Source organism: Pseudomonas sp. MF4836 (assembly GCF_002018875.1).
GTDB lineage: Bacteria > Pseudomonadota > Gammaproteobacteria > Pseudomonadales > Pseudomonadaceae > Aquipseudomonas.
The window spans coordinates 740,278-753,528 of record NZ_MVOL01000002.1 but is presented as its reverse complement, the minus strand read 5'-3'; the positions used below and the strand labels follow the sequence as shown (position 1 = coordinate 753,528).

Below are 13,251 nucleotides of genomic sequence, written 5' to 3'. Positions count from 1 at the left end.
ACACGAATTGCTTGATTCAGTTGTTAAAGAGCGGTTGGTTAAGATCTTTCGTCTCAACCGAGGCGCGCATTCTACAGCAGCCTCATTTGCTGTCAAGTGATTATTTTCAGAAGTTTTCGAAGATTTCCTCAACAACTTCAACCACTTGCGCTTCCGATCTCTCGTTAGCGGGAGGCGAATTCTACAGCGTTACTCGCTGTTGTCAACACCTTCTTTTCACCGCTTTCGACCGAGAAGATCGAACCGTTAATAGAGCCAAACAACACCGCTCTATCAACTCCTTCTGGGCTTCGATGATCTGAAGCAGCTCGCTGTCGAAAACCGCGTAACTCTTTGTTTACCAAGGAGTTTTCCGTTTCGACTGCGCCGGAAGTGGGGCGAATTATAGACTTCCAGAATCTGCCGTCAACCCCTAATTTCACAATTCTGTCATATCGATCAAAAAAGCCCTTAAAAGCAAAGGCCGGCCCCTGTAGGGCCGGCCTTTTACCTTTCTACTTACAAGCTAGGGAAGGCGAATTGCGAGGCTTCGTGGCTCGCGCGTTGCGGCCAGCGCTGGGTAATGGCCTTGCGACGGGTATAGAAGCGCACACCATCCGGGCCATAGGCATGCAGGTCACCGAACAGCGAACGCTTCCAGCCGCCAAAGCTGTGGTAGGCCACCGGCACCGGCAGCGGTACGTTGACACCCACCATGCCCACTTCGATCTCATCGCAGAACAGGCGCGCCGCTTCACCGTCGCGGGTGAAGATGCACGTGCCGTTGCCATACTCGTGATCGTTGATCAGTTGCATGGCGTCTTCCAGGCTGTTGACCCGGACCACGCACAGTACCGGGCCGAAGATCTCTTCTTTATAGATGCGCATCTGCGGGGTCACCCGATCAAACAGGCAGCCACCCAGGAAGAATCCGTCTTCGTTACCCGCCACACTCAGGCCACGACCATCGACCACCAGTTTGGCGCCCGACGATACGCCGTCTTCTATATAGCCACTGACCTTGTCCCGCGCCTGGGCGGAGACCAGGGGCCCCATGTCCAGGCCACACGAAGTGCCGGCACCGATCTTCAGCGCCTTGATCTGCGGCACCAGCTTGGCAATCAGGGCGTCCGCCACCTGGTCGCCGACACACACGGCCACGGAGATCGCCATGCAGCGCTCGCCGCAGGAACCATAAGCCGCGCCCATCAGCGCACTTACTGCGTTATCCAGGTCGGCATCCGGCATCAGCACCGCATGGTTCTTTGCCCCACCCAGCGCCTGAACGCGTTTGCCGCGCTTGGTGGCTTCGGAATAGATGTACTCGGCAATCGGCGTCGAACCGACGAAGCTCAACGCTTTGACTTCCGGCGCCTCGATCAGCGCATCCACTGCGCCTTTGTCGCCGTGCACCACACTCAGCACACCTTTAGGCAAGCCGGCTTCCAGCAGCAGCTGGGCGATCAGCAGCGTCGAGCTTGGGTCACGCTCCGAGGGTTTGAGGATGAAGCAGTTGCCGCAGACGATCGCCAGCGGGTACATCCACAGCGGCACCATGGCCGGGAAGTTGAACGGGGTGATACCGGCCACCACGCCCAGAGGCTGGAAGTCGGACCAGGCATCGATGTTCGGGCCGACGTTGCGGCTGTACTCGCCCTTGAGAATTTCCGGAGCCGAGCACGCGTACTCGACGTTCTCGATACCGCGCTTCAGTTCACCGGCAGCGTCTTCCAGGGTCTTGCCGTGCTCTTCGCTGATCAGTTGCGAGATCCGCGCCTCGTTCTGCTCCAGCAGTTGCTTGAAACGGAACATCACCTGAGCGCGTTTGGCCGGTGGCGTGTTGCGCCAGGCCGGAAACGCAGCCTTGGCCGAGTCGATGGCGACTTGCATGGTTTCACGGCTGGCCAGCGGCACCTGGTGGATCACTTGGCCGGTGGACGGGTTGAAGACATCAGCGCTGCGACCGTTGTCGGTCACCAGTTCGCCGTTGATCAAATGCTGGATAAGGCTCATGCAGGGCTCCTGAAAAGTTGTCCACAGGCGCCCATCGCTGCGCGCCTGATCAGTGTTCTATATAGAAGGGCGAATCAGTCGATCTTGTTCAGCACTTCGCCGACCGCGTCGAACAGGCGATCCAGGTCCTGCGGCTTGCTGTTGAAGGTTGGGCCGAACTGCAGGGTGTCGCCGCCAAAGCGCACGTAGAACCCGGCCTTCCACAGGGCCATGCCGGCTTCGAATGGACGGACAATCGCATCGCCATCGCGCGGGGCGATCTGGATCGCACCGGCCAGGCCGTAGTTGCGAATGTCGATCACGTTTTTCGAGCCCTTGATGCCGTGCAGGGCATTCTCGAAATGCGGCGCAACCTCGGCCACGCTCTGCACCAGGTTTTCCTTCTGCAGCAGATCGAGTGCCGCCAGGCCGGCCGCGCAGGCCACCGGGTGAGCCGAATAGGTATAGCCGTGGGGGAATTCCACCGCGTACTCGGGCGTCGCCTGGTTCATGAAGGTCTGGTAGATCTCGGAGCTGGCAATCACTGCGCCCATCGGGATCGCGCCGTTGGTGACTTGCTTGGCGATGCACATCAGATCCGGGGTCACGCCGAAGCTGTCGGCGCCGAACATCGAGCCGGTACGACCGAAGCCGGTGATCACTTCGTCGAACACCAGCAGGATGCTGTGCTGATCACAGATCTCACGCAGGCGCTTGAGGTAACCCTGTGGCGGCACCAGGACACCGGCGGAACCGGCCATCGGCTCGACGAACACCGCCGCGATATTCGAGGCGTCGTGCAGTTCGATCAATTTCAGCAGCTCATCGGCCAGGGCGATGCCGCCCTGCTCCGGCATGCCACGGGAAAAAGCGTTGCTGGCCAACAGGGTGTGCGGCAGGTGGTCGACGTCCATCATCGACTGGCCGAACAGCTTGCGGTTGCCGTTGACCCCACCGAGGCTGGTGCCGGCGATGTTCACCCCGTGATAGCCACGGGCGCGGCCGATCATCTTGGTCTTGGTCGACTGGCCTTTCAGGCGCCAGTAGGCACGCACCATCTTCACTGCGGTATCGGCACATTCCGATCCGGAGTCGGTGAAGAACACGTGGTTCAGGTTGCCCGGGGTCAAGTCGGTGATTTTCTCGGCCAACTGGAACGACAGCGGGTGGCCGTACTGGAAGCCCGGCGAGTAGTCGAGGGTGCCCAGTTGCTTGGAAACGGCTTCCTGGATTTCCTTGCGCGTGTGACCAGCGCCGCAGGTCCACAGACCGGACAGGGAGTCGTAAACCTTGCGCCCCTTGTCGTCGATCAGGTAGCTGCCTTCTGCGGCAACGATCAGCCGTGGGTCGCGCTGGAAGTTGCGGTTGGCGGTGTACGGCATCCAGTGAGCATCGAGCTTGAGCTGGCTGGCCAGGGAAGCTGGAGCGTTTTCAGGCATGTTCATGAGCAAAACCTCGCGGGGCAATAAGCGGCGTAGGAAGCCAAAAGCGTTGTTGCAGCTAAGTTGCCACGGCTATAAAGTCTGTGAAATCCAACTTTTATAACCTTCAGTCAGGCCTTTACTAAACTATGAGCAGCCGTCGAGCCGATCCGCTGGCCCAGGTCAGCGACTTTGATATCCGCCTGCTGCGGATCTTTCGCAGCGTGGTCGAATGTGGCGGATTCTCTGCGGCAGAGACCGTACTCGGGATCGGGCGCTCGGCCATCAGCCAGCAGATGAGCGATCTGGAGCAACGCCTCGGCCTGCGCCTGTGTCAACGCGGACGCGCGGGGTTCTCGCTGACCGAAGAGGGCCGCGAGGTCTATCAGTCGGCCTTGCAACTGTTGAGTGCCCTGGAAAGTTTCCGCACCGAGGTCAACGGCCTGCACCGCCACCTGCGCGGTGAATTGATCATCGGCCTGACCGATAACCTGGTGACCCTGCCCCACATGCGCATCACCCACGCCCTGGCGCAGTTGAAGGAGCGCGGGCCCGACGTGCAAATCCAGATCCGCATGATCGCCCCCAACGAAGTCGAGCAGGGCGTACTCGACGGCCGCCTGCACGTCGGCGTGGTGCCCCAGGCCAGCGCCTTGTCCGGTCTCGAATACCAGCCGCTGTACAGCGAGCGTTCGCTGCTCTACTGCGCGGTCGGCCATCCGCTGTTTTATGTCGATGATAAAAAGCTCGAGGATGCGCGCCTCAACGATCAGGACGCCATCGCCCCGACCTTCCGCCTGCCGGGGGAGATCCAGGCCCATTACCAGGCACTCAATTGCACCGCCAGCGCGTCGGACCGCGAAGGCATGGCGTTCCTGATTCTCACCGGGCGTTACATCGGCTACCTGCCGGACCATTACGCCCAACTCTGGGTGCAACAGGGGCGGCTGCGTGCGCTCAAGCCCGCTTCGCGCTTCTATGACCTGAGCCTGGCATCGGTCACGCGCAAGGGCCGACGCCCCCATCTGGTGCTTGAAAGCTTTCTCGAGAGCCTGGCGGCCACTCGCTGAAGATCACTAGCCCCCACGCAAAACCCGTATCCATTGGGCACCGGCAGCCATACGGAAAAATAACCTGAGCACTTGGACAGCTTTTTGCAGGGCATGAAGACCTTGAACCGTCAGCCCAGAGTTCCACGCCCATGCAAGAACAATCGTCCACCCCCAACGATCTGATCTACGGCCTCGATGATCGCCCCAAACCCCTGGCGGCCCTGCTTGCCGCGTTGCAGCATGTGCTGGCGAGTTTTGTCGGCATCATCACTCCGCCGCTGGTGATCGGCTCGGCCCTGGGCCTGACGGCCCACCTGCCCTACCTGATCAGCATGGCGCTGATGGTGTCCGGGGTCGGGACCTTTATCCAGGCGCGCCGTCCGTTCGGCATCGGTGCCGGGATGATCTGCCTGCAAGGCACCAGCTTCGCCTTCCTTGGCGCCGTGCTTTCGGCCGGGTTTCTGGTCAAACAGCGCGGTGGCAGCCCGGAAGACATCCTGGCGATGATCTTCGGCGTGTGCTTTTTCGGCGCACTGGTGCAGATCGTACTCAGCCGTTTTATCGGCCAGCTGCGCCGGGTGATCACCCCGCTGGTGACCGGCATCGTCATCACCCTGATCGGCATCAGCCTGATCAAGGTCGGCATCACTGACCTGGGAGGCGGCTTCAATGCCGCAGACTTCGGCGCGCCGGGCAACCTGGCACTGGGCGTGTTCGTGCTGCTGACCATCATCCTGCTCAACCGCTCCAATACCCCGTGGATCCGCCTTTCAGCCATCATCATCGGCCTGGCCCTGGGCTGCGTGGCGGCCTGGTTCAGCGGCAAGCTGGTGCCCCAGCCCCTGCCCGACCTGCCGCTGGTAAGCCTGCCGATCCCGTTCAAGTTCGGGTTCAATTTCGACTGGAGCGCCTTTCTGCCGGTGGCCCTGATCTACCTCATCAGCACCATCGAAACCGTGGGCGACCTCACGGCCAACTGCATGCTCGCCCGCCAGCCCATCAGCGGTCCTTCTTATATAAGCCGGCTCAAGGGCGGGGTCCTGGGGGATGGCGTCAGTTGCATGATCGCCGCCACCTTCAGTGCCTTTCCCAACACCACCTTTGCCCAGAACAACGGGGTGATCCAGTTGACCGGCGTGGCCAGCCGCTACGTCGGCCTGTACATCGGCCTGGTGCTGTTCTGCCTGGGGTTGTTCCCGCTGATTGGCGCGGTGTTGCAGCAGATTCCCAAGCCGGTGCTGGGCGGCGCAACCCTGGTGATGTTCGGCAGCGTGGCCGCCGCTGGTGTGCGCATCCTGGCCCAGGCGCCGCTGGACCGGCGCAGCATGCTGATCATCGCCACCTCGTTCGGCGTGGGCCTGGGCATCGCCGCGCAGCCCAACCTGCTGCACCTGCTGCCCAAGCTGGTGCAAAACCTGTTCGACTCGGCGATCACCAGCGGCGGCCTGACTGCGCTGATCATGTGCCTGCTGCTGCCGGAAACCTCCCGCGATGCCCGTGACACAAAACCGGCCCTGGAAAGCGATACCCTGGAACCGCTTTAAGGCTTTTATGGCCATAAGGCTTGTCTGATGCCTGTGGGTGCGCTATCAACGCACTGGTTGCACCCACAGACCCGCTCGGAAATGCCTATGACCCTTGAAGTCCCAGCCCACGCCGGTGCTCACTCCGGAAAACCCGCCAGCCGCATTCGTCAAAAGAACGAAGAGGCGATCATCAAGGCCGCCGAAGACGAGTTCGCCCGTCATGGTTTCAAAGGCACCAGCATGAACACCATTGCCCAGAATGCCGGGCTGCCCAAGGCGAATCTGCATTACTACTTCACCAACAAGCTTGGCCTGTACATCGCCGTGCTGAGCAACATCATCGAGTTGTGGGACAGCACCTTCAACGCCCTGAACGCCGATGACGATCCCACCGAAGCCCTGACCCGCTACATCCGCGCCAAGATGGAATTCTCGCGCCGCCAACCCCAGGCCTCGCGGATCTTCGCCATGGAAATCATCAGCGGCGGCGAATGCCTGAGCGAATATTTCAGCCAGGACTATCGCGCCTGGTTCCAGGGCCGTGCCGCGGTGTTCCAGGCCTGGATCGACGCCGGCAAGATGGACCCGGTGGACCCGGTGCACCTGATTTTCCTGCTGTGGGGCAGCACCCAGCACTACGCCGACTTCGCCACCCAGATCTGCCGCGTCACCGGACGCAGCAAGCTGACCAAGCAAGACATGGAAGACGCCGGCAACAATCTGATCCGCATAATCCTCAAAGGCTGCGGCCTCAAGCCCGTCATCTAAGAAACCTGCGCATGCCCTTTACCCTTGCCGGCCTTTGCGAGTACCGCGAAGAGATTCGCAAAAGCCGCTTTATCGCCCTCGCCGCGCCCATCACCAGCGCGGCCCAGGCCCAGGCCTTTATCGAGCAACACAGCGACCTCAATGCCTCCCACAACTGCTGGGCCTGGAAGCTGGCCGACCAGTACCGCAGCAGTGACGACGGCGAACCCGGCGGCACCGCGGGGCGGCCGATCCTGGCGGCCATCGAGGCTCAGGATTGTGATCAGGTGGCGGTGCTGGTGATCCGCTGGTACGGCGGTATCCAGCTCGGCACCGGCGGCCTGGCCCGGGCCTACGGCGGGGGCGCCAACAAGTGCCTGCAAGGCGCCGAACGCATCGAGCTGATCAAGCGCGTGCCGGTGCACTGCGCCTGCGCGTTCAGCGAGTTGGCACTGGTCAAGCTGCGGGTTGCGGAACTGGGTGGTCTGGTGGTCGCCGAAAACTTCACCGCCAATGGCGTGGAGTTGCAACTGGCACTGGGCGAGGCGCAACTCGACACCCTGCAAAACCAACTGGCGGATTTGAGCCGCGGACGCATCCTCTTGCAGCGCTGATTGCACCAAGACGGCCCGGCACCGCCTCGCCCACCTGTGCACAACCTTTTGCGCCGCTCCGAACTTGCCCACATCTGCTGTGCACCCGGCTGTGGATAAACTGGGCACATCCGGCTGTAACCCTTCTGTAACGTGGCTTTGCGGCGGTTGTTCAGTTTTTGTCCAATCCGCGACTGATACGCTTTTTTTCACAGCAAAACAGCGGCTTAGGCCGGTTTATCTCCTTTGGAACAAAGCCCCTCGACGCTTATGCCCGCGCGCAGCGCTTGCACACAAATACTGTGGAGCAAGCTGTGGATAACCCGTGCAACGCTGCGCCAACCCCATATCCCTCCTGGCTCGCAGACGCCTGACTGTTTTTTGATCAGGAAAATTTTCGCGCCCCGCCGCCTTTTTCAGCCACTTGCCCCGAAGTGGTGCCGCCGCGGCCTGCAATAAATCCCGCCAAGGTGCACGCAGCCGCAGCCCGCTGCGCTTTTTGGCGGTTTCCTGACTCACTGGCCAGGAAATTGCTTTATCCACAGGCATAACGCCAAGCGACCCGAGTCCGTCATGCCAAACCCCGTGCCCGTCCCTGATCCAACGCCTCGCCTGCAACTGCGCCGAATCAGCAAGCGCTACCCCGGTTGTCTGGCCAACGACGCCATCGACCTGAGCATCCAGCCCGGTGAAATCCACGCCCTGCTGGGTGAAAACGGCGCCGGTAAAAGCACCCTGATGAAGATTATCTACGGCGTGACCCAGGCCGACTCCGGAGAACTGCTGTGGCAAGGACAACGCCAGCTCATGCGCAACCCGGCCCAGGCACGGAGCCTGGGGATCGGCATGGTGTTCCAGCATTTCTCGCTGTTCGAAACCCTCAGCGTGGCGCAGAACATTGCCCTGGCCATGGGTGCCAAGGCGGGTACGCCGAAAGCGCTGGAACCGAAGATCCGCGAAGTCTCGCAGCGCTATGGCATGGCCCTGGAACCGGACCGTCTGGTGCACAGCCTGTCGATGGGTGAACGCCAGCGGGTGGAGATCATTCGTTGCCTGATGCAGGACATCCGCCTGTTGATTCTCGACGAGCCGACCTCGGTCCTGACCCCGCAGGAGGCCGACGAGTTGTTCGTGACCTTGCGCCGCCTGGCCAGCGAAGGCTGCAGCATTTTGTTTATCAGCCACAAACTCGGCGAGGTCCGTGCCCTGTGCCACAGCGCCACGGTGCTGCGCGGAGGACGGGTGGCCGGGCATTGCGTGCCGGCCGACTGCTCGGACCAGCAACTGGCGCAGTTGATGGTCGGCGAGGCCGCGGGATTGCTCGCCCACTACCCGAAAGTCAGCGGTGGCCCGGCCTTCCTGCGGGTGCAGAACCTTGCGTGGCACAACCCCGACCCGTTCGGCTGCTCGTTGCAAGGCCTGGACCTGGAGGTGCGCAGCGGTGAAATCGTCGGCATTGCCGGGGTCGCGGGCAATGGCCAGGACGAACTGCTGGCGTTGCTCAGCGGCGAACAGACACTGCCCCGCGCGGACAGCCAGCGCATCTGCTTTGCCGAGCACGCCGTGGCCCACTTGCGGCCCGATGCGCGCCGCGCCCTGGGCCTGGCATTCGTCCCCGCCGAGCGCCTGGGCCATGGTGCGGTGCCGGAATTGAGCCTGGCGGACAACGCCCTGCTGACCGCCTTCCAGCAAGGCCTGGTCAGCCATGGCCTGATCCAGCGCGACAAGGTGCAAGCCCTGGCCCAGCAGATCATCCAGCGTTTCGGGGTCAAAACACCCGACGCCCAGACCCCGGCGCGCAGCCTGTCGGGGGGCAATCTGCAGAAATTCATACTGGGCCGGGAAATTCTCCAGCAACCCCGGCTGCTGATTGCCGCGCACCCGACCTGGGGCGTCGACGTCGGCGCCGCCGCCACCATCCACCGCGCGCTGATTGCCTTGCGCGATGCGGGGGCGGCGATCCTGGTGATCTCCGAAGACCTCGATGAACTGTTCCAGATCAGCGACCGCCTCGGCGCCCTGTGCAGCGGCCGCCTGTCGGCGCTCAAAGCCACCGGCGACACCACCCTGGTGGAAGTGGGCGGCTGGATGGCCGGCCAGTTCGACGCCCCCTGCCACCCAACCGCCCCGGCGCTTTGACGGAGTTTCCCATGCTGCTTTCTCTCGAACCCCGTGGCCAGCAATCGCGCCTGATGCTCTGGTGCTCGCCGCTGCTGGCGGCGGCCTTGACCCTGGGCTGCGGCTCGCTGCTATTTATTGCCCTGGGCCATGACCCGCTGCTGACCCTGCACACGCTGTTGATCGCCCCCATCAGCGACCTCTACGGCGTCTCGGAATTGCTGGTCAAGGCCTTGCCGATTCTGCTCTGCGCCCTGGGCCTGGCCGTGGCCTACCGGGCGCGGATCTGGAACATCGGCGCCGAAGGCCAACTGCTGCTCGGCGCCCTGGCCGGCAGTGCCCTGGCGGTGAACATCATCGATATGCAAAGCCGCTGGGCGCTGGTGCTGATCCTGCTCACCGGGACCCTGGCCGGCGCCGCCTGGGCCGGGCTCACGGCCTGGTTGCGCACGCGCTTCAATGCCAATGAAATCCTCACCAGCATCATGCTCAACTACATCGCCCTCAACCTTTTGCTGTACTTCGTCCACGGCCCGCTCAAGGACCCGGAAGGGTTCAACTTCCCGCAATCGGCGATGTTCGGCGACGCCAGCCGCCTGCCGCTGCTGCTCGACGATGGCCGGGTCCACGCCGGGGTGTATTTCGCCCTGCTGGCCCTGGTGGCGGTCTGGGTGCTGCTGCAAAAGAGCTTTGTCGGGTTTCAGATCAAGGTGCTCGGCCTGGACCCGCGCGCTGCCGGCTTTGTCGGCTTTCGCGAGAAGCGCCTGATCTGGCTCGCGCTGTTGATCAGCGGCGGGCTGGCGGGGCTGGCAGGGGTCTGCGAGGTCACCGGGCCGATCGGCCAACTGGTGCCGCAGGTATCCCCGGGTTACGGCTATGCAGCGATCACCGTGGCCTTTCTCGGGCGCTTGAACCCGATCGGCATTCTGTTTTCCAGCCTGCTGATGGCCCTGCTGTACATCGGCGGCGAAAGCGCGCAAATGAGCCTCAACCTGCCCCAGGCCATCACCCAATTGTTCCAGGGCATGATGCTGTTCTTTCTGCTGGCCAGTGATGTGCTGATTCTCTATCGGCCACGCCTGAACCTGCGCTGGGCCCGCCGCGCCGCCACCTCTTCCGTGCACGCAGGAGCCCTGTGATGGATATCGATCTGCTGAGCAATATTTTCTACGCCATGGTCCGTTGCGGCACGCCGTTGCTGCTGGTGGCCCTGGGCGAACTGATCTGCGAGAAAAGCGGCGTCCTCAACCTGGGCCAGGAAGGCATGATGCTGTTCGGCGCGGTGATCGGTTTTATCGTCGCCCTGAGCAGCGGCAACCTGTGGCTCGGGGTGCTGCTGGCGATGCTCGCCGGGATGCTGCTGTCGGCGCTGTTTGCCCTGGTGGCACTGGTGTTCAATGCCAACCAGGTGGCCACCGGCCTGGCCCTGACCATCTTTGGCGTGGGCCTGTCGAGCTTTGTCGGCGCGGCCTGGGTCGGCAAGCCCCTGGCCGGTTTCGAGCCCCTGGCGATCCCGCTGCTCAGTGAGATCCCGTTGATCGGGCGCATGCTGTTCGCCCAGGACCTGTTGGTCTACCTGTCATTCGCCCTGTTTGCCCTGTTGGCCTGGGTCATTCTCAAAAGCCGGGTCGGCCTGATCATCCAGGCGGTGGGCGAAAACCCCGATGCCGCCAGTGCCATGGGCCTGCCGGTGCTGTGGGTACGTACCCTGGCGGTGCTGTTTGGCGGGGCCATGGCCGGGCTGGCCGGGGCCTATCTGTCGTTGGCCTATACACCGATGTGGGCCGAGAACATGAGCGCCGGGCGTGGCTGGATCGCCCTGGCCCTGGTGGTGTTCGCCAGTTGGCGGGTGTGGCGCCTGCTGCTCGGCGCCTACCTGTTCGGTCTCGCCAGCATCCTGCACCTGGTGGCCCAGGGGCTGGGGCTGGCGATCCCGTCGAACCTGCTGGCGATGCTGCCGTATGTGGCGACCATCGTGGTCCTGGTGCTGTTGTCGCGGGATGCATTGCGCACCCGGCTGTATGCCCCGGTGTCACTGGGGCAGCCGTGGCAGGCGGGGCATTGAAGCCGGGCCCGGCGTTCAGCTCAGGAGCCTGGGGGTTCAGGGTTTACGCCTGCTGCGCAGGCGAGCGGAAGCCCGTTCCCTCGCTAGATTGCACCGGCAGCAGTTGCGCGATGCACCAGGCCAGTTCGAAAAACACGATGCCCCACAACAGCGCCGTGGCGCCGTGGGCGATGGCGTAGATCTGCCAGGTGGCGAACAGGATGCGCCCCACCGCGTCATAACGGCCGAACGCTTGCTGCGGATCGCGGATACGCAGCACTGACCACACGCAGACAATCGACCCCATCAGGTTGGCCATCAACAGATGAGCGGGTTCGAACGCCGGTAATTCACCGGGCAGGTTCAAGCTCTGGGCCAGCCCTTGCAGCAGCCCGTGCAGGGCCAGGAAACTCCAGGGGGTGACAAACGCCACGGTCACCAGCAGGTCGTACCAACCGCTGGCGCGGACCAGTGTCCGGTAATGCTGTGCAGTCCACATAAAACTCGCTCCGAATATTCAAGGAGCGCGCAGGCTAAAGCCTGGAGTATGCTCCAAGGTCAAGCCCTCTTGAGCGATCCCCATGCGCATCGGCGAACTCGCCCAAGCCTGCGACGTCAGCCGCGACACCCTGCGTTTCTATGAAGAACGCGGGCTGATCGCCGCACAACGCAGCGCCAACGGTTACCGGCACTACCCGGCGGAAATGGTGCAACTGGTGCTCTACATCAAGACCGCCCAGCGCCTGGGCTTTAGCCTGGGCGAGATCGGCAGCAGCGTCGGCGCACTGTGGCAAGCGGCCGACCCCGACAGCGCCGTCAGCCAACTGCTGCGAGACAAACTGACCCTGATCGAAACCCGCATCAATGAACTGGGCGAGCTGCGCCAGGAGCTGCAACAAAGGCTCGGGCAAAGCTGTCCATTGAATCCGTGACATTCATTTATCAAGGAAGCCACTCATGTCTACGCCTAAACACGCCCTGATCATCGGCGCCTCCCGCGGCCTCGGCCTGGGCCTGGTCCAGCGCCTGCTGGAAGATGGCTGGCAGGTCACCGCCACCGTGCGCAACCCGAACAAGGCCGAGGCCTTGCAGGCGCTGGGCGCGGTGCGCATCGAACAGTTGGACATGGATGACCAGCAGGCCGTGATCGCCCTGAACCAGAAGCTCAAGGACCAGGTGTTCGACCTGCTGTTCGTCAACGCCGGGGTCAAGGGCCCGGATGACCAGACGCCGGGCAAGGCGACCCTGGCCGAAGTCGGCCAATTGTTCTTCACCAATGCCGTGGCCCCGATCAACCTCGCCCAGCGCTTTGCCGGGCAGATTCGCGATGGCAGCGGCGTACTGGCGTTCATGAGTTCGGTACTGGGCAGCGTGACCATGCCCGACGCGCCGGACCTGGCGTTGTACAAGGCGAGCAAGGCGGCGCTCAACTCCATGACCAACAGTTTCGTCAGCCAGCTTGGCTCGCAGAAACTCACCGTGCTGTCGTTGCACCCGGGTTGGGTGAAAACCGATATGGGCGGCGAAGGCGCCGACATCGACGTGGAAACCAGCACCCGAGGCTTGATCGCCCAGGTCAATGCCTACACCGGCAAGGGTGGGCACCACTTCGTGAACTACAAGGGCGAAACCATTCCCTGGTAAGCCGAGAGCCGCTGTAGCCGTGGCCCCTGGCTGCGGCTGCAAGGCGCCGCCGAGAAGTTTTGTCGAGCGCCCGATCTTTCGCTAGACTGCGCACCTCGTCCCCGCGACGAACCTGGATCAGCAGACAGGAAAACA

12 protein-coding genes are annotated in these 13,251 nt (G+C 62.7%); 9 read left to right on the top strand and 3 right to left on the bottom strand.

All coding sequences use genetic code 11. From position 1 onward, the window contains the following. Nucleotides 1-498: 498 nt before the first annotated feature. Both MF4836_RS06725 and MF4836_RS06720 read right to left on the bottom strand, forming a co-directional pair. Entirely contained in the window at nucleotides 499-1,992 is a 1,494-nt protein-coding gene (locus MF4836_RS06725) for a CoA-acylating methylmalonate-semialdehyde dehydrogenase (RefSeq protein ID WP_078469681.1), read from the bottom strand. A 74-nt stretch (nucleotides 1,993-2,066) separates the two neighbouring features. Beyond that, nucleotides 2,067-3,416, bottom strand: a complete 1,350-nt coding sequence (locus MF4836_RS06720) for an aspartate aminotransferase family protein (protein WP_078469680.1) — start codon at nucleotides 3,414-3,416, stop codon at nucleotides 2,067-2,069. Between the two features lie 125 nt (nucleotides 3,417-3,541). On the opposite strand from MF4836_RS06720, the gene MF4836_RS06715 reads away from it, so the two are divergent. The 7 genes from MF4836_RS06715 (at nucleotide 3,542) to MF4836_RS06685 (ending at nucleotide 11,493) form a co-directional block, all read left to right on the top strand. Beyond that, nucleotides 3,542-4,462 (top strand): LysR family transcriptional regulator, encoded by a 921-nt coding sequence (locus MF4836_RS06715; RefSeq protein WP_020299385.1) that lies wholly within the window; start codon nucleotides 3,542-3,544, stop codon nucleotides 4,460-4,462. A gap of 131 nt (nucleotides 4,463-4,593) precedes the next feature. Next, nucleotides 4,594-5,988 (top strand): uracil-xanthine permease family protein, encoded by a 1,395-nt coding sequence (locus MF4836_RS06710; RefSeq protein ID WP_078469679.1) that lies wholly within the window; start codon nucleotides 4,594-4,596, stop codon nucleotides 5,986-5,988. An 87-nt stretch (nucleotides 5,989-6,075) separates the two neighbouring features. Continuing rightward, nucleotides 6,076-6,738 carry a TetR/AcrR family transcriptional regulator gene (locus tag MF4836_RS06705; protein WP_020299383.1) on the top strand — a complete coding sequence of 221 codons (663 nt, stop codon included), beginning with the start codon at nucleotides 6,076-6,078 and terminating at the stop codon, nucleotides 6,736-6,738. A gap of 11 nt (nucleotides 6,739-6,749) precedes the next feature. Then, nucleotides 6,750-7,331: an IMPACT family protein gene (locus MF4836_RS06700; RefSeq protein WP_078469678.1), complete on the top strand. Its 582-nt coding sequence runs from the start codon at nucleotides 6,750-6,752 to the stop codon at nucleotides 7,329-7,331. Between the two features lie 552 nt (nucleotides 7,332-7,883). Next, nucleotides 7,884-9,449 carry an ABC transporter ATP-binding protein gene (locus tag MF4836_RS06695; RefSeq protein ID WP_078469677.1) on the top strand — a complete coding sequence of 522 codons (1,566 nt, stop codon included), beginning with the start codon at nucleotides 7,884-7,886 and terminating at the stop codon, nucleotides 9,447-9,449. An 11-nt stretch (nucleotides 9,450-9,460) separates the two neighbouring features. Continuing rightward, nucleotides 9,461-10,567, top strand: coding sequence for an ABC transporter permease (locus MF4836_RS06690; protein ID WP_078469676.1), 1,107 nt, complete (start codon nucleotides 9,461-9,463; stop codon nucleotides 10,565-10,567). Continuing rightward, nucleotides 10,567-11,493 carry an ABC transporter permease gene (locus MF4836_RS06685; RefSeq protein WP_078469675.1) on the top strand — a complete coding sequence of 309 codons (927 nt, stop codon included), beginning with the start codon at nucleotides 10,567-10,569 and terminating at the stop codon, nucleotides 11,491-11,493. The genes MF4836_RS06690 and MF4836_RS06685 overlap by 1 nt, the downstream gene beginning before the upstream one ends. Before the next feature lie 43 nt (nucleotides 11,494-11,536). On the opposite strand, the gene MF4836_RS06680 is transcribed toward MF4836_RS06685, so the two are convergent. After that, complete coding sequence (locus MF4836_RS06680; RefSeq protein ID WP_078469674.1) at nucleotides 11,537-11,971, bottom strand: hypothetical protein; 435 nt, start codon at nucleotides 11,969-11,971, stop codon at nucleotides 11,537-11,539. Between the two features lie 82 nt (nucleotides 11,972-12,053). Between MF4836_RS06680 and MF4836_RS06675 the strand changes: the two genes are divergently transcribed. Together MF4836_RS06675 and MF4836_RS06670 are read left to right on the top strand one after the other, a co-directional pair. Then, nucleotides 12,054-12,404, top strand: coding sequence for a MerR family transcriptional regulator (locus tag MF4836_RS06675; protein WP_078469673.1), 351 nt, complete (start codon nucleotides 12,054-12,056; stop codon nucleotides 12,402-12,404). A gap of 25 nt (nucleotides 12,405-12,429) precedes the next feature. Beyond that, entirely contained in the window at nucleotides 12,430-13,116 is a 687-nt protein-coding gene (locus MF4836_RS06670; protein WP_078469672.1) for an SDR family oxidoreductase, read from the top strand. Nucleotides 13,117-13,251: the final 135 nt, after the last annotated feature.